The sequence below is a fragment of the Pseudomonas shiyinii genome (genome assembly GCF_056725765.1).
In genome coordinates this window covers 32,561-48,865 of sequence record NZ_CM161522.1, presented here as the reverse complement: position 1 = coordinate 48,865, position 16,305 = coordinate 32,561, and the positions used below count along the sequence as shown (strand labels likewise).

14 protein-coding genes are annotated in these 16,305 nt (G+C 62.9%); 6 read left to right on the top strand and 8 right to left on the bottom strand.

Annotation, left to right across the window (positions count from 1 at the left end):
* Nucleotides 1-8 precede the first annotated feature (8 nt).
* The 5 genes from etfA to ACXHGZ_RS00265 all read right to left on the bottom strand — a co-directional run bounded on the left by etfA (nt 9) and on the right by ACXHGZ_RS00265 (nt 7,062).
* A complete protein-coding gene (gene etfA / locus ACXHGZ_RS00285) occupies nt 9-1,241 on the bottom strand; it encodes an electron transfer flavoprotein subunit alpha (protein WP_480461856.1) in 1,233 nt (410 codons plus the stop codon).
* Nucleotides 1,241-3,193 (bottom strand): dimethylglycine demethylation protein DgcB, encoded by a 1,953-nt coding sequence (dgcB, locus tag ACXHGZ_RS00280; RefSeq protein WP_084856360.1) that lies wholly within the window; start codon nt 3,191-3,193, stop codon nt 1,241-1,243. The genes etfA and dgcB overlap by 1 nt, the downstream gene beginning before the upstream one ends.
* 208 nt (nt 3,194-3,401) lie before the next feature.
* Nucleotides 3,402-5,462, bottom strand: a complete 2,061-nt coding sequence (dgcA, locus tag ACXHGZ_RS00275; protein ID WP_224457653.1) for a dimethylglycine demethylation protein DgcA — start codon at nt 5,460-5,462, stop codon at nt 3,402-3,404.
* Between the two features lie 15 nt (nt 5,463-5,477).
* Nucleotides 5,478-6,008, bottom strand: a complete 531-nt coding sequence (locus ACXHGZ_RS00270) for a DUF5943 domain-containing protein (RefSeq protein WP_043211077.1) — start codon at nt 6,006-6,008, stop codon at nt 5,478-5,480.
* Nucleotides 6,009-6,084: 76 nt separating this feature from the next.
* Nucleotides 6,085-7,062, bottom strand: a complete 978-nt coding sequence (locus tag ACXHGZ_RS00265; protein WP_084856366.1) for a dipeptidase — start codon at nt 7,060-7,062, stop codon at nt 6,085-6,087.
* A gap of 283 nt (nt 7,063-7,345) precedes the next feature.
* On the opposite strand from ACXHGZ_RS00265, the gene ACXHGZ_RS00260 reads away from it, so the two are divergent.
* Nucleotides 7,346-7,747: a lysozyme inhibitor LprI family protein gene (locus tag ACXHGZ_RS00260; protein ID WP_084856368.1), complete on the top strand. Its 402-nt coding sequence runs from the start codon at nt 7,346-7,348 to the stop codon at nt 7,745-7,747.
* 124 nt (nt 7,748-7,871) lie between these two features.
* Here ACXHGZ_RS00260 and ACXHGZ_RS00255 read toward each other — a convergent pair whose 3' ends face one another.
* Nucleotides 7,872-8,816: a GlxA family transcriptional regulator gene (locus ACXHGZ_RS00255; RefSeq protein ID WP_480461852.1), complete on the bottom strand. Its 945-nt coding sequence runs from the start codon at nt 8,814-8,816 to the stop codon at nt 7,872-7,874.
* Between the two features lie 146 nt (nt 8,817-8,962).
* Here ACXHGZ_RS00255 and choX point away from each other — a divergent pair, with 146 nt between their 5' ends.
* From choX to ACXHGZ_RS00235, 4 genes are all read left to right on the top strand, one after another.
* Nucleotides 8,963-9,907 carry a choline ABC transporter substrate-binding protein gene (choX, locus tag ACXHGZ_RS00250; RefSeq protein ID WP_480461850.1) on the top strand — a complete coding sequence of 315 codons (945 nt, stop codon included), beginning with the start codon at nt 8,963-8,965 and terminating at the stop codon, nt 9,905-9,907.
* Nucleotides 9,908-10,086: 179 nt separating this feature from the next.
* Nucleotides 10,087-10,971 (top strand): 3-dehydrocarnitine:acetyl-CoA trimethylamine transferase CdhC, encoded by an 885-nt coding sequence (cdhC, locus tag ACXHGZ_RS00245; RefSeq protein ID WP_480461848.1) that lies wholly within the window; start codon nt 10,087-10,089, stop codon nt 10,969-10,971.
* Between the two features lie 19 nt (nt 10,972-10,990).
* Nucleotides 10,991-11,956, top strand: a complete 966-nt coding sequence (locus ACXHGZ_RS00240; protein ID WP_084856375.1) for an L-carnitine dehydrogenase — start codon at nt 10,991-10,993, stop codon at nt 11,954-11,956.
* A gap of 10 nt (nt 11,957-11,966) precedes the next feature.
* The gene (locus tag ACXHGZ_RS00235) at nt 11,967-12,437 is read left to right on the top strand and encodes a thioesterase family protein (RefSeq protein WP_084856377.1); all 471 of its coding nucleotides are present in this window, start codon (nt 11,967-11,969) and stop codon (nt 12,435-12,437) included.
* A gap of 57 nt (nt 12,438-12,494) precedes the next feature.
* On the opposite strand, the gene ACXHGZ_RS00230 is transcribed toward ACXHGZ_RS00235, so the two are convergent.
* Nucleotides 12,495-14,093, bottom strand: a complete 1,599-nt coding sequence (locus tag ACXHGZ_RS00230; RefSeq protein WP_480461845.1) for a zinc-dependent metalloprotease family protein — start codon at nt 14,091-14,093, stop codon at nt 12,495-12,497.
* 333 nt (nt 14,094-14,426) lie between these two features.
* Here ACXHGZ_RS00230 and ACXHGZ_RS00225 point away from each other — a divergent pair, with 333 nt between their 5' ends.
* Nucleotides 14,427-14,684 (top strand): hypothetical protein, encoded by a 258-nt coding sequence (locus ACXHGZ_RS00225; protein ID WP_224457647.1) that lies wholly within the window; start codon nt 14,427-14,429, stop codon nt 14,682-14,684.
* A gap of 135 nt (nt 14,685-14,819) precedes the next feature.
* Here ACXHGZ_RS00225 and gbdR read toward each other — a convergent pair whose 3' ends face one another.
* Nucleotides 14,820-15,926, bottom strand: a complete 1,107-nt coding sequence (gbdR, locus tag ACXHGZ_RS00220; RefSeq protein ID WP_084856383.1) for a choline metabolism transcriptional regulator GbdR — start codon at nt 15,924-15,926, stop codon at nt 14,820-14,822.
* Nucleotides 15,927-16,305 lie beyond the last annotated feature (379 nt).

Below are 16,305 nucleotides of genomic sequence, written 5' to 3'. Positions count from 1 at the left end.
TCGTGCCCTTATGCCGCGTCGCGCTGGCCGGCGCTGCGGTAGTTGTCCACAGCTTCGATCAACGCCTGGAGAATTGCCGAACTGTCGCCAATCACCGACAGGTCAGCCCGCTTGATCATGTCGCAGCCTGGGTCCATGTTCACCGCCACCACCTTGTCGCAGGCGCCGATGCCCTGCAGGTGCTGGATCGCCCCGGAGATGCCCACGGCCACGTAGACGCGTGCCGTGACCCAGGTACCGGTAGCACCGACCTGACGGTTACGCGGCATGAAGCCATCGTCCACTGCCACCCGCGAGGCGCCTTCGGTCGCACCGAGGGCGGCGGCCGCCTTGTGGAAAAGGTCCCAGTCCTTGACGCCGTTGCCGCCGGAAACGATGAACTCCGACTCGGCCATGGCGATGGCGGCCGGGTCCACGGCCACCGAGCCAAGGTCTTCGATACGCGACAGGCTGCGTGCCACGCTTGTGGACAACTCCACCGGCAATGCTTCGTGACGGGTTTCGCTGACCGGGTCCGAGCACTCGGCCGCGGCCAGGATCAGGCGCGGCAGGGTACGCTGCAGGTCCTGTTGGCCGGCACCGGCACGACCGATGCACTGGCCGTCCTTGACCTGCCAGACACGCGTCGCCGGGCGTTCGCCCAGTGCGGCGCCCAGGCGACGGCCCAGTTCGCCGCCACCGGTGCGGCTGTCGGGCAGCAGCCAATGGCGCGGTGCGAACTGGTTATCCACAGCACGCAGGCCCTGCACCAACTGCTCCGGTGCATAACCTTCGTATGCCTCGCCTTCGATCACCAACAGGCGGTCGACACCGGCGGTGGCGAAATTGCTTTCCTTGTGTTCGCCGAACACGATCGCCAATACCGCACCGTCCTTGCCGGCCAGGCTGTGGGCCAGGCCCAGCAGGTCGCGGTCGTGGCTGCCGAGGCGGCCACCGACCATGTCAGGGACCACGGCGATGTAGAACGCCGGGTCCGCGACCTGGTGCAGCGGCAACTGCACTTCGGCCGCAGCGGTGCGCCGTGCGCCACCTGTGGTGCCTTGCTGGGCACCACTGCGGTCGATGCGTTTGAGGCCATTGGGGCCAATGAAGCCCGCGGCGATCGCATGGGGGTTCTTGCGGATGATGCCGTTGGGGCCCATCCAGCTGGTCTGCTGCGTCTGCATCGCTGCGTGCAGCGGATGCAGACGGTTACGGGCGATCCACTCGGCGCGTGGGTCGCGGCGGATGATGTCGCTCATCAGTGCACCTCCGCAGTTTCACGTTTGGCCGCTTGCGACTTTCCCGCCGCAGGCGCTTCGTCTTCGATCAGCACGTCGGCCACGAGCTCGGCGATATCCTTGATCAGCGGGCGTGGCTCGACCACACCTTCGAGCATCGCGGTGCACTGTGGGCAACCCACGGCCACCACCTCGGCTTCGGTCTGGCGGATATCGTCCATGCGCATGTCCGGAATACGCTGCTTGCCCGGGATATCGGTGATCGGCGCACCGCCTCCACCGCCGCAGCAGCGGGAACGGAAGCCCGAACGCTCCATCTCGCGTACTTCGATACCCAATGCTTTGAGCACGTCGCGCGGTGCTTCGTATTCGCCGTTGTAGCGGCCCAGGTAGCACGGGTCGTGGTAGGTGACGCTGCCACCTTTGTGCTGGCCCAGGTTGAGCTTGTTGGCCGCGATCAGTTCGGCGATGTAGGTGCTGTGGTGCTGCACCTGGTACTCGCCGCCCAGGGCGCCGTATTCGTTCTTCAGCACATGGAAGCTGTGCGGGTCGCAGGTAACGATGCGCTGGAAGCGGTACTTGTTCAGCGTCTGGATGTTGCGCTTGGCCAGCTGCTGGAAGGTCGCTTCGTCGCCCAGGCGGCGCGCCACGTCGCCGCTGTCGCGCTCTTCCAGGCCGAGCACGGCGAAGTCGACGCCCGAGGCCTTGAGCACTTTGACGAACGAACGCAGGGTACGCTGGTTGCGCATGTCGAAGGCGCCATCACCCACCCAGAACAGCACCTCGGTGCTCTTCACATCGGACAACAGCTTGAGGTTGAGGTCGGCCGCCCAGTTCATCCGGCCACCGGGGTTGAAACCGCCGGGGTTGTCGGTGGCGATCAAGTTGTCCAGCACCTCGGCGCCCTTGTTCGGGGTCGCGCCCTTTTCCAGGGTGAGGTGGCGGCGCATGTCGACGATGGCGTCGACGTGCTCGATCATCATCGGGCACTCTTCCACGCACGCGCGGCAGGTGGTGCACGACCACAGGGTCTCGGCATCGACCAGGCCGTTGACGATCGGCTGGTGCGGGTGGCCGCCGTGTTCGCCGATCGGCTTGCCCGGGTAGGGGCTGCCGGCGAACTTGGCGTCGGTACCGCCAGCCAGGCCAATGACCATGTCCTGGATGAGCTTCTTCGGGTTCAGCGGCTGGCCAGCGGCGAAGGCCGGGCACATGGCTTCGCACTTACCGCACTGTACACAGGCATCGAAGCCCAGCAGCTGGTTCCAGGTGAAGTCCACCGGCTTTTCCACGCCCAGGGGCGCGTTCGGGTCTTCCAGGTCCAGCGGCTTGAGGCCAGTGGAGCGGCCACCACCGAAACGTTCGGCACGGCGGTGCCAGGCCAGGTGCAGGGCACCGGCGAAGGCGTGCTTCATCGGGCCGCCCCAGGTCATGCCGAAGAACAGCTCCGACACGCCCCACAGCACGCCGACGCCCAGCACGGCCACCAGCAGCCAGCCACCGGTACCTTCAGGCAGGATGCCGGCGACCGGCAGGGTCGCGATGAAGAAACTCGCGGCGAACACCAGCAAGCTCTTGGGCAGGCGCATCCACGGGCCCTTGGACAGGCGCGCGGGCGGGTTCAGGCGACGCTTGAAGACGAAGATGGCGCCACTGAACATGATCACCGTGGCGACCAGCAGGGCGTAGCCAAGGATCTTGCTCTGCAGGCCAAAGCCATGCACCAGGATCGCCAGCACGGCCGACAGCACGAAGCCACCGGCGGTAGCCACGTGGGTCTTGGACATGTACTTGTCGCGCTCGACCACATGGTGCAGGTCCACCAGGTAGCGACGCGGCATGGCCAGCAGGCCGCCGATCAGGTTGACCTTGGACGGTCGGCCACGCCGCCACATGCGCACCCGGCGCAGGGCGCCGAGCACCGCCAGGCCAAGGGCAGCGAACAGCAGGATGGGTAGAAGGGTGTTCAACATGGGAGGCTCCCACAACAGCTAGATTCTTGCGCCGCCCTCGAGGGTGGCGCGGACCCCTGTAGGAGCGGTCTTGTGCCGCGAAAGGGTCGCGGAGCGACCCCAGCATTCCAGCAGTGCTGCGAACTTGCTGGGGCTGCAGTGCAGCCCTTTCGCGGCACAAGGCCGCTCCTACAGGGGAGCCAATCCCGCCTCTAGCGAGGCGGTGCGATCAGAAGTCCTTGCACAGGCGCAAGGCGTCATAGATCGCCGCGTGGACGTTGCGCTGGGCCACGCAGTCGCCGATGCGATACAGCAGGTAGCCTTCGCCCGGCTGGCTGAGGATCGGTTGCGGCTTGATGGCGAACAGCGCCTCGACGTCGATCTGGCCCTTGTTGCGCGAACCGTCCTTCAGTGCGTAGTACAGCGCTTCGTCAGGACGCACGCCGTTCTCGATCACGACCTGGTCGACCACGCGCTCCTCCTTGCCGCCGGTGTACTCGTTCTCGAGCACCGCCACCAGCTTGTCGCCCTCGCGGTAGACCTTTTCCAGCATCATGTCGCCGGTCATGATCACTTCCTTGGGGTACAGGCTGCGGTAGTAGGTCGGGAAGGTGGTACCGCCCATCGCTACGCCCGGCTTGATGTCGTCGGTGACGATCTCTACCTGGGCGCCCTTGTCGGCCAGGAAGTCCGCGGTGGACATGCCGGTGAATTCGCAGATAGTGTCGTATACCAGCACGTTCTTGCCCGGTGCGACCTTGCCATCCAGCACGTCCCAGCTGCTGACCACCAGGCCTTCGGCAGCGCCCCAGTGCTCGTTCTGCTCGACGAACGGATGGCCGCCCACTGCCAGCACCACGACATCCGGACGCAGGTCCATGATGGTCTCGGCGTCGGCCGCTGTACCCAGGCGCAGGTCTACCTTCAGGCGGGCCAGCTCCAGCTGGTACCACCGGGTGATACCGGCGATCTGGTCACGCTGCGGCGCCTTGGACGCGATGGTGATCTGGCCACCGATCTGGTCCTTCTTCTCGAACAGGGTCACGTCGTGGCCACGCTCGGCGGCGACGCGGGCAGCTTCCATACCGGCAGGGCCGGCACCGACCACCACCACCTTGCGCTTGGGCCCGGTGGTCTTCTCGATGATGTGCGGCACGCCCATGTATTCACGGGAGGTCGCGGCGTTCTGGATGCACAGTACATCCAGGCCCTGGTACTGGCGGTCGATGCAGTAGTTGGCGCCGACGCACTGCTTGATCTGGTCGACCTGACCCATCTTGATCTTGGCGATCAGGTGCGGGTCGGCCATGTGTGCACGGGTCATGCCGACCATGTCGACGTAACCGCCCTCCAGGATACGGGTAGCCTGGTTCGGGTCCTTGATGTTCTGCGCGTGCAGCACCGGGACCTTGACCACTTCCTTGATGCCGGCCGCCAGGTGCAGGAACGGCTCCGGCGGGTAGCTCATGTTCGGGATGACGTTGGCCAGGGTGTTGTGGGTGTCGCAACCCGAACCGACCACACCGATGAAGTCGAGCATGCCGGTGGCATCGTAGTATGCGGCGATCTGCTTCATGTCCTCGTGGCTCAGGCCATCGGGGTGGAATTCGTCGCCACAGATACGCATGCCCACGCAGAAGTCGTCACCGACCTCGGCGCGCACGGCCTTGAGCACTTCCAGGCCGAACTTCATACGGCCTTCGAAGGTACCGCCCCATTCGTCGGTACGCTTGTTGACGCGTGGGCTCCAGAACTGGTCGATCATGTGCTGGTGCACGGCCGACAGCTCGACGCCGTCCAGGCCGCCTTCCTTCGCCCGGCGTGCGGCCTGGGCGTAGTTGCCAATCACACGCCAGATCTCTTCGACCTCGATGGTCTTGCAGGTAGCGCGGTGAACGGGTTCACGGATACCGGACGGCGACATCAGGGTCGGCCAGTTGAAACCGTCCCAACGCGAGCGACGGCCCATGTGGGTAATCTGGATCATGATCTTGGCGCCATGCTTGTGCATGGCGTCGGCGAGGTTCTGGAAGTGCGGGATGATCCGGTCGGTCGACAGGTTCACCGACGACCACCACTCCTGTGGGCTGTCGATGGCGACCACGGACGAACCACCGCAGATGGCCAGGCCGATGCCGCCCTTGGCCTTCTCCTCGTAGTACTTGACGTAACGCTCGGTGGTCATGCCGCCGTCGGTGGCGTAGACCTCGGCGTGCGCGGTGCTGAGCACGCGGTTGCGGATGGTCAGTTTGCCGATCTGAATCGGCTGAAACATTGCTTCGAATGCCATGTCGCTTACTCCGACTTACAACGGCTTGACGATGAACAGGCCGTCGTCGTGGCCTTCTTCCGAACCACCGTAGACCTGCTCGGCCACGGTACGGATGGAGCTGCCACGGGCGGCGAGGATCTGGTCCATGGCGCCGGCGAACCAGCCGGTGAACATGTAGTCGACCTTGCGGCCGCACTTGCCATAGACGTAGACGAACGCAGAGTGCTTGAGCTTGACGCTGCAGGTGCCCTTGTCCAGGTCGATGTCCTGGATCTCGAACAGGCCCCAGCCGCGCTGCGACAGGCGCTTCATGTAGTGCTCGAACACCGCGACGCCTTCCAGGCCATGGCATTCGGCTTCTTTCTCGCACCAGTGCCAGGCGGACTTGTAGCCGGCCTTGTAGAGGATCTCGGCGTAGGCGTCAGCGCCCAGTACTTCTTCGATACCGATGTGGTTGTTGACGAAGAAGTGACGCGGCACATACAGCATCGGCAGGGCGTCTGTGGTCCATACACCGGTCTCGGTATCGACTTCGATTGGCAATTGCGGGGCGATCTTGGCCATGGAAACTCAACTCCAGAAAAATTTTTATTGGTTGCCCCGACGTTGCTAGCCGGGGCCTTCAGGCTCGGAGTGCGGCTTATTCGCCCCACACATCCTTGAGGACGTTTACCCAGTTCTCGCCCATGATCTTGCGCACCACACGCTCGGAGTGGCCGCGCTTGAGCAAGGTCTCGGTGAGGTTCGGGAATTCGCCGACAGTGCGGATCCCCAGCGGGTTGATGATCTTGCCGAAATTGGTCAGGCGACGGGCGTAACCCTTGTCGTGGGTCAGGTACTCGAAGAAGTCCTGGCCGTGGCCCTGGGTGAAGTCGGTACCGATACCGATCGCGTCTTCACCGACGATGTTCATGGTGTACTCGATGGCCTCGGCGTAGTCGTCGATGGTCGAGTCGATGCCCTTGGCCAGGAACGGTGCGAACATGGTCACGCCGACGAAGCCGCCGTGGTCGGCGATGAACTTCAGCTCTTCGTCCGACTTGTTGCGTGGGTGTTCCTTCAGGCCCGAAGGCAGGCAGTGGGAGTAGCAGACCGGCTTCTTCGACTCGAGGATGACTTCCTCGCTGGTCTTGGAGCCGACGTGGGACAGGTCGCACATGATGCCGACGCGGTTCATCTCGGCGACGATCTCGCGACCGAAGCCCGACAGGCCGCCATCGCGCTCGTAGCAGCCGGTGCCCACCAGGTTCTGGGTGTTGTAGCACATCTGCACGATGCCCACGCCCAGCTGCTTGAACACTTCGACGTAGCCGATCTGGTCTTCGAAGGCATGGGCGTTCTGGAAGCCGAAGAGGATGCCGGTCTTGCCCAGCTCCTTGGCCTTGCGGATGTCGGCGGTGGTACGCACCGGCATGACCAGGTCGCTGTTCTCGCGGATCAGTTTCTGGCTGGAAGCGATGTTGTCGACGGTCGCCTTGAAGCCTTCCCAGACCGACACCGTGCAGTTGGCCGCAGTGAGGCCACCTTTGCGCATGTCCTCGAACAGTTCGCGGTTCCACTTGGCGATGATCAGACCGTCGATGACGATGCTGTCGGCGTGCAATTCGGCTGGGCTCATCAGGCTGTCCCCTTTTATTGAGTTTGCTCGCGCCAAACCTTGTGCCGGCGCTTTGGGGCCAGCATATGCCTGCGGCCCGAGGCGCCCCGGTGCAAAAACGACAGGGGGTTTGCCGAAAGCGTCAAAGGCCGACAAGGCGCCCTCTGGTGCGCCATACGGCGATGAGAGGCGGTCTCGACAACGGCGTTTTCAGGCTTTATGAACTTTTCTTCAGGGAGCTACCAAGCGCCCCCGGAGTGAGCGAGAATCCCGGCGATTCGTCAGCCTGTTGAGGAGAAAACGGATGAAATCAATGGCATGGCTGGCCCTGGTGGCCGTGGCCCTGGGCGCCCAGGCCAACGAGGACGAAAGCACGCCTTGCGACACTGTCGAAAACGACACGCAAAGCTATGCCTGTGCGGCCTACAACAAGCAGACCGCCGAACGGGAGCTCGCAGCGGCCTTCGACGATCTCATCCAGCGCATCACCGACCAGTACCCGGACGAAAACGACAAAGTGCAGCAATTGACCAGCCGCCTGCAGGCTGCCCAGGCCCTGTGGACACAATTGCGCGACGCCGACTGCAAGGTCGAGACCTTTGCCGAGAAGCCGGGCGGCAAGGCGTTCGAAGCGGCATGGAACACCTGCCTGGCGCAGCGTAGCGATGAACGCTCCGAGTACTTGCAGTCCATCGGGCAGCAGTAGCTAGTGCGTTGCTCGCTCCGGCCTTATCGCCGGCAAGCCGGCTCCCACCGGCCCTGCGCTGTTTTCAAGGACACCGCTATACCTGTGGGAGCCGGCTTGTCGGCGATAGGGCCAACGGGCACCCTCACACCGCCCTGGCCATCCGATCCTCCCGCGGGCACCGCTCGAACCGAGCCCGATAGCAACGGGTGAAATACGACGCCGACTCGAAGCCACAGGCGATGCTCACCTCCAGCACGCTCATGTCGGTCTGGCGCAACAGTTGCCGCGCCTTGTCCAGGCGCAGTCGCAGATAGAAACCACTGGGCGTGTCGTCCAGGTGCAGGCGGAACAACCGCTCCAACTGGCGCCGGGTGATCTGCACACCGTCGGCCAGCACCTCGGTGTTGAGCGGCTGCTCGGTGTTGCGCTCCATCTCGCCGATCACCCGCACCAGCTTCTTGTTGCGAAGACCATAGCGGTTGGCGATCTCCATACGCTGGTGGTCTTGTCGCGGACGGATACGTCCGAGCACGAACTGCTCCGACACCTGCACCGCCAGCTCGCTGCCATGGCCCTGGCCAATGAGGTCGAGCATCAGGTCGATGGACGCGGTCCCCCCGGCACAGGTGATGCGCCGGCGATCGATCTCGAACAGCTCCTGGGTCGCCTGCAATCGTGGATAGCGCTCCTTGAACGCCTCCAGCGCTTCCCAATGCACGGTCGCCCGATGACCGTCGAGCAGCCCGGCCTCGGCCAACACCATCGCACCGGTGTCGATGCCGCCCAGCAACACACCCTCATGGTCCAGACGCCGCAGCGCCTGATGCAACGCCGCGCCAAAACAGGCCAGGGGATCGAAGCCTGCAACGATCAACAGCATGCGCGCAGACTCCCCCTCCCCCAGCACGCCATCGGCGTTCACCGACATGCCATTGCTGGCCTCCACCGCGCCGCCGTCCAGGCTCAGCACACGCCAGCGGTACAGCGGCCCGCGGAACCGGTTGGCCACGCGCAGGGGCTCCAGGGCGCTGATGAAGCCCATGGCCGAGAAGCCCGGCAACAGGAGGAAATGAATGGTTTCCGGCATCGCATGCTCCACGGCAAAAGTGGTCGCCTCCGTGCAATTGTTGGTCGCCAGGGTGCGAATTTCCACCCCGCCACCAGCGTAGCGTGTTCTCACGGCCCGCAGAGGCCGGCCCCAATAACAATATGCACTGCCGTTGGAGAGCCACCATGCACAGCTTCATCCGCCGCAGCCTGTTTTCCCTTGCCCTGAGCAGCACCCTCGCGACTCCCCTCCTCGCCGCCGAACCCGCCGTGTGCAAAGACGTGCGCCTGGGCGTGGTCAACTGGACCGACGTCATCGCCACCAGCGCCATGGCCCAGGTGCTGCTCGACGGGCTGGGCTACCAGACCAAGCAGACCAGCGCCTCGCAGCAGATCATCTTTGCCGGTATCCGCGACAAGCGCCTGGACATGTTCCTGGGCTACTGGAACCCGATCATGACCCAGACCATCACGCCATTCGTCCAGGCGGGGCAGGTCAAGGTCCTGGACAAACCCAGCCTGGAAGACGCTCGGGCCACCCTGGCGGTGCCGAAATACCTGGCTGACAAGGGCCTGAAGAATTTCGCCGACATCCACAAGTTCGAGAAGGAGCTGGGCGGCAAGATCTACGGCATCGAGCCAGGCTCCGGCGCCAACACCCAGATCAAGGCGATGATCGCCAAGAACCAGTTCGGCCTGGGCAAGTTCCAGCTGGTCGAGTCCAGCGAGGCGGGCATGCTCGCCGCTGTCGACCGCGCCGTGCGGCGCAAGCAGGCCGTGGTGTTCTTCGGCTGGGCGCCACACCCGATGAACGTCAATCTCGACATGGTCTACCTGGGCGACAGCCAGGATGCCCTGGGGCCTGACGAAGGCCGCGCCACGGTATGGACCGTCACCGCGCCGGACTACGCCGAGCGCTGCCCCAACGCCCACCGGCTGCTGGCCAACCTGACCTTCAGCGCCGAGGACGAGAGCCGCATGATGCAGCCACTGCTCGACCACAAGGACCCGCTGGATTCCGCCCGCCAGTGGCTCAAGGACCACCCCGAGGATAAGGCCCGCTGGCTCGAAGGGGTGACCACCTTCGACGGAAAACCCGCCGCCGAGAACCTCAAGCTCACCGCCAACTGACACCAATTTTCACGGCCACATCGTCTGTAGGAGCGGCCTTGTGCCGCGAAAGGGCTGCGAAGCAGCCCCAGGGATGCGTGCACCCCACGGAAAACAGGGGGCCGCTTCGCAGCTCTTTTTCGCGGCACAAGGCCGCTCCTACGGCGCTCAGGCCGCTGCCAACATCACGAGGAACCATCATGAACCATGACGTCATCATCACCTGCGCCCTGACCGGGGCCGGCGACACCGTTGCCAAGAGCCACCTGGTCCCGGTCACCCCCAAGCAGATCGCCGAGTCCGCAATCGAAGCCGCCAAGGCCGGCGCCACCGTGGTCCACTGCCATGTTCGCGACCCACAGACCGGTCGTTTCAGCCGTGACGTGGCGCTGTACCGCGAAGTCATGGAGCGGATCCGCGAGGCCGATGTGGACGTGATCGTCAACCTTACCGCCGGCATGGGCGGCGACCTCGAGATCGGCCCAGGCGAAACGCCCATGGAGTTCGGCCCAGGCACCGATCTGATCGGCCCGCTGGAGCGCCTGGCCCATGTCGAGGCGCTGCTGCCGGAGATCTGCACCCTGGACTGCGGCACGCTCAATTTCGGCGACGGCAATGCCATCTACGTCTCCACCCCCAGCCAACTGCGCGCTGGCGCCAAGCGCATCACTGAGCTGGGCGTGAAGGCCGAGCTCGAAATCTTCGACACCGGCCACCTGTGGTTCGCCAAGCAGATGATGAAGGAAGGCCTGCTGGAAGACCCGCTGTTCCAGCTGTGCCTGGGCATCCCGTGGGGCGCGCCGGCCGACACCACCACCATGAAGGCGATGGTCGACAACCTGCCGGCCGGCGTCACCTGGGCCGGCTTCGGTATCGGTCGCATGCAGATGCCCATGGCGGCGCAAGCCGTGCTGCTGGGCGGCAACGTGCGCGTCGGCCTGGAAGACAACCTGTACCTGGACCGTGGCGTGCTGGCCAGCAACGGCCAACTGGTCGAGCGTGCGGTGGAAATCATCACCCGCCTTGGCGCTCGCGTACTGACCCCGGCCGAAGGCCGCGAAAAAATGAACCTCAAGCGCCGCTGAAGCCATTTGGAGAATCGCCATGTCTTTCATCACCGAGATCAAGACCTTCGCCGCCCTGGGCAGCGGCGTCATCGGCAGCGGCTGGGTCGCCCGCGCCCTGGCCCACGGCCTGGACGTGATCGCCTGGGACCCGGCACCAGGCGCCGAACAGGCCTTGCGCAAACGTATCGCCAATGCCTGGCCAGCGTTGGAAAAACAAGGCCTGGCGCCAGGTGCCTCACAAGATCGCCTGCGGTTCGTGGCCACCATCGAGGAATGCGTACGTGACGCCGATTTCATCCAGGAAAGCGCCCCGGAGCGCCTGGACCTGAAGCTCGACCTGCACGCCAAGATCAGCGCCGCGGCCAAGCCGAACGCGATCATCGGCTCCAGCACCTCGGGCCTGCTGCCCAGCGAATTCTACGAGTCGGCCACCCACCCCGAGCGCTGCGTGGTGGGCCACCCGTTCAACCCGGTGTACCTGCTGCCACTGGTGGAGATCGTCGGCGGCCAGAACACCGCCCCGGAAGCCATCGAAGCCGCCAAGACCATCTACACCGCCCTGGGCATGCGCCCGCTGCACGTGCGCAAGGAAGTCCCGGGCTTCATCGCCGATCGTCTGCTCGAAGCGCTGTGGCGCGAAGCCCTGCACCTGGTCAACGATGGCGTGGCCAGCACCGGGGAAATCGACGACGCGATCCGCTTCGGCGCCGGCCTGCGCTGGTCGTTCATGGGAACCTTCCTGACCTACACCCTGGCGGGTGGCGATGCTGGCATGCGTCACTTCATGGCCCAGTTCGGCCCGGCGCTGAAGCTGCCCTGGACCTACCTGCCGGCACCGGAGCTCACCGACAAGCTGATCGACGATGTGGTCGAGGGCACCGCCGAGCAACTGGGCGAGCGCAGCATCGCAGCCTTGGAGCGCTACCGCGACGACACCCTGCTGGCGGTGCTGGACGCCGTGAAGAACAGCAAGGCAAGCCACGGCATGGCGTTCGGCGACTGAGGAGACGGCCATGCCCGCACTGATCACCTACCGTACCCCAGTCCAGGAGGACTGGGTCGATTACAACGGACACCTGCGCGACGCCTATTACCTGCTGATCTTCAGCTTCGCCACCGATGCGCTGATGGAGCGCATCGGCCTGGATGCCGACAGCCGTGGGCAGAGCGGCAATTCGCTGTTCACCCTGGAGGCGCATATCAACTACCTGCACGAAGTGAAGCTCGGCACCGAGGTGTGGGTGCAGACGCAGATCATCGGTTTCGACAAGAAGCGCCTGCACCTGTACCACAGCCTGCACCGGGCAGGCTTCGACGAGGCCCTGGCGGCCAGCGAACAGATGCTGCTGCATGTGGACCTGGCGGGGCCGAAGTCGGCACCGTTCAGTGAATCAAGCGCAGCGTCACTACAGCAGCTGATGAACAGCGCTGTGGACCATTCGCCCCCACAATTCGTGGGGCGCTTGATCCAACTGGGCCGTTAGCGACCAAGACCGGGACATGACGATGTCCCGGTCTGTGCTCAGTCGAAGCCGCATGCGCTATCGAGAAATGCTTACCCTGCTGACCTTGTCATTCATGGATGAACCTGCTTTAACCCAGTCAATATCAGAGCTCACATCTGGATATTCGCCAAACAGATAAACAGGCAACGCCCCTGTATAGGCCTTACTGATAAATTCTTCATATTGGCCTGGTTCACCTTCGAACCTCACCGTGATACCTGGCGCCAACCCTAAAACCTTGGCAGAACTTACAATAGATCCCCATTCCGCCCCACACTGCTGGCGTACGTCGATTGCAGAACCGACTGCTTGAATAAAGTGACACGATCGCCCTCTGGAATGGCTATGTTCATAAAGCGTCACGTCGAGAACCGGCGGATAGAAATTTTCAACCGTTTCCCTGCGCTCATTGAAACGCCGCGCGACATCATGATTTCTCGCCGTACCAACGGGTATGCCTTGATAGGTCACCCGTGGGTTCGAGTGGTAGAGAACTCTTGGACAAGTGCCACCAGAGCAGTCATATGACAGCTGAGTGCGAAAACGAGGCGTACCGGTGTAACGGTATCCATACATATAAGGTGGGTTGCCTTCTGCCTGACCAGGCTCCCAGTTGTGCGTGGCACCCAGATTGTGGCCCAGCTCATGAGCCAGAGAACCCAGGCAGCTTATGACCGAATAGGCTGTACTCTTTCCTGCGTTTACATAGGCCAACCCGCAATATTCCCGCCCCGTCGATAGCATGGAAACCAGATCCGCTCTTAAAGCATCACGGGTTCGGTACACCTCCCTGCCCAGATCAGTTTCACGTTTTGTTAGGCTACTCAGCTGGGCCCCGTAAGAGTGCCCCTCTTCGTTGTAATCAGCATCATGAAATCCAGCCAATTCATAGGTAATATTGACTTGGCTATTGATCATGGACTGGTTGGCATCTTGTAGAGCCTTTACCAATTGCGCTCGATAATTCGGGTATTTCGCCCGAGACAGCTCCGTGGACACAAATAAAACACGGATTGTACTGTGCGCCGATTGCGGAGTATGGCCCACCGTGAGATCGACATTGTCTATTTCGGGGCTTGGAATGGGCTCTGCCTCCGGAGGCAATTTGGACTCGTCAACCTTGACCAGTACATGTTGCCCAGCCCCCACATATTCCAGCCGGTATGCCTGCCCATCGACGTGGATACTTCCCACCAGCTGGTCACCATCGCGAACCAATGAGATCCAGTTGAAGGGATCCATATCCACCTCCGCGTCCGAGGTGAATCTCTGCGTACGGTCCGATGGGACGTCGCCTACCCAACCTTCCATTCCCGGAACAGAGGTAGTGAAACGCTTCAACTGGAAGTTCACTTCCCTGCCGTCCGGCAAAGGTAGGGAAAGCATTTGTGTGTCGGCCGCAATCAGCGCAGCCTTCACATTAACCCGCTGAATCTGCACAGTGGACGGGTCGTTCATCAACGTACCCAGATAGTCATGAATGCCCGCCTCACTCTGCAGAGTCCGCAGGGCGCCTTGCCCGTCAATCTCGAACAAACGAGGGTTGGAGGATTGTGCATGGCTGAATGAGGAGACGCTTGCCACCAGGGCAAACACGCCTGAAAGCGATAAACTTTTATTCCAGAAATTTTTCATGGTCCTGCTCGAGTGAAAGAATTCAGCTCGATTGAATCGCAGGAGGCAGGCAAGCATCACTGGCAGAACTCACGGCTTGCACAAAAAAATAACCCCGGAAAGCCGTGAGCATCCGGGGCCAAGAGCGAGCAAACATCCACTTTAACGAGTGAGGGTGACCAAGCCCTCCGTACCGTGAATGAGCCCAGTTTGCTGGCTTCCCCGACAGTGGATTTAGCCGGGAACGACCTGTTCTTAGCCAAAGCGGCCATTGCGACATTCTGCCCTTGCGGGTGTGTCGCCATGAACACAGAATCGGTCGTAAATCACAGCGGCAAACAAGGACAAGAAACCATGATGCATGCGGATTTGATTGACCAGGACGACCTGCTGGGCCACCTGCGCGCCCTGGGCTTCGAGATGCCGGCAGGGGCCACGGCCGAGCAGGCTTGCGAAGCGGTGGTACGCGGCTTGACCGAGCCCAACGCACGGGCCCTCAAAGGGATGGTCGAACAAATGTACACCAGCAGCGCCACCATCCTGCCGGCGGTGCGCCAGGCCATCGAAAAGCAGTTGTTGCCGGCATTGGCCCAATTCAACAAACGCCCCTGATCTACCTTTTTCCAACGTACAAACACCCCTGTGGGAGCGGGCTCGTCCCGCGATTGCGTCAGTAGCAACAATAGTGTTGTTCCTGCCGACGCAATCGCGGGACAAGCCCGCTCCCACAGGGTTTATGCGTTTGCTTCAGAGCCTTACGCTGGCGAACGTCGACTCGTTGCGCGCCTGGCTCAGTGAAGCCATCGGGCCGGCGTGCGGGGTCAGGGCCATGGCCTGCGGGATCGGCATCATTGCTACCTGCTGGGCAGTGTTGGAGCCCACACGCTCGTCACGCGGCGGAATGCCGAAGTATTCGCGGTAGCACTTGGAGAAGTGCGGCGTTGAAACGAAGCCGCATACCGAGGCCACCTCGATGATCGACATGGGCGTCTGCTTGAGTAGCTGGCGCGCACGGATCAGGCGCAGCTTCAGGTAATAGCGCGACGGCGAGCAGTGCAGGTACTTCTGGAACAACCGCTCGAGCTGACGACGCGACACCGACACGTACACGGCCAGTTCGTCCAGGTCGATCGGCTCTTCCAGGTTGGCCTCCATCAGCGCCACGATCTCCTGCAGCTTCGGCTGGTTGGTGCCGAGCATGTGCTTGAGCGGCACACGCTGGTGGTCCTGCTCGTTGCGGATGCGCTCGTAGACGAACATCTCGGAGATCGCAGCCGACAGCTCGCGGCCATGGTCGCGGCTGATCAAGTGCAGCATCATGTCCAACGGCGCGGTGCCGCCGGAGCTGGTGAAGCGGTTGCGGTCGAGGGTGAACAGGCGCGTGCTCATGTTGACCCGCGGGAAGGCCTCCTGCATGGCCGCCAGACACTCCCAGTGCACACTGCAATCGAAGCCATCGAGCAGGCCGGCACAGGCCAACGCCCAGCTGCCGGTGCACACCGCACCCAAGCGGCGCGACTGCCGGGCCTGGGCCTGCAGCCAGGTGACGTGCTCACGGGTGACGGTGCGCTGGATGCCCACGCCGCCGCAGACGATCACCGTGTCCATCGGTGGTGCACTGTGCATCGCCGCATCCGGGGTGATCTGCAGGCCGTCGCTGGCCCAGACTTGGCCGCCATCGACGGTCAGAGTATGCCAGCGGTACAGCTCGCGGCCGGACAGCTGGTTCGCCATGCGCAGCGGCTCGACGGCGGAAGCGAGGGAGATGAGGGTGAAGTTGTCCAACAGGAGAAACCCGATGGACTGGGGAGCGGTGCGGTTCTGGGTCGGATTCCCGGAGGTGTAGGTCGTCATCGCGGATTTCTCCTCGCACAATGCAGGGCGTGCCTCAGGCGGGCACTGTTTCTTGTCATGGCCCCAGTTCGTATGCAGGGGCTTTGCCAACTTCAACGCAAACGCCGTGCCTAAATTGAACGGCTATTCAAAAAAACCCAAAAACGACGTCGTGCTGCGCGGTTTTCGGGCCTTTTCTCGGGTCGGATAAATAAGCGCAAACAGGCGAGCCAGCGCCTTCACCTGTAACGTTTGAGCAATTCGGTAGCACTTGTGGGAAGGTTGCCCAGAAGCGACAGACTTAAGTGTCACCGACAACGCCCTTTCGCGTAGCGACACGCGACGGTCGGTAGGCTGCCGGTGCGCCAGCAGACGGCACACCGGTCAGATTTGGGCCAGA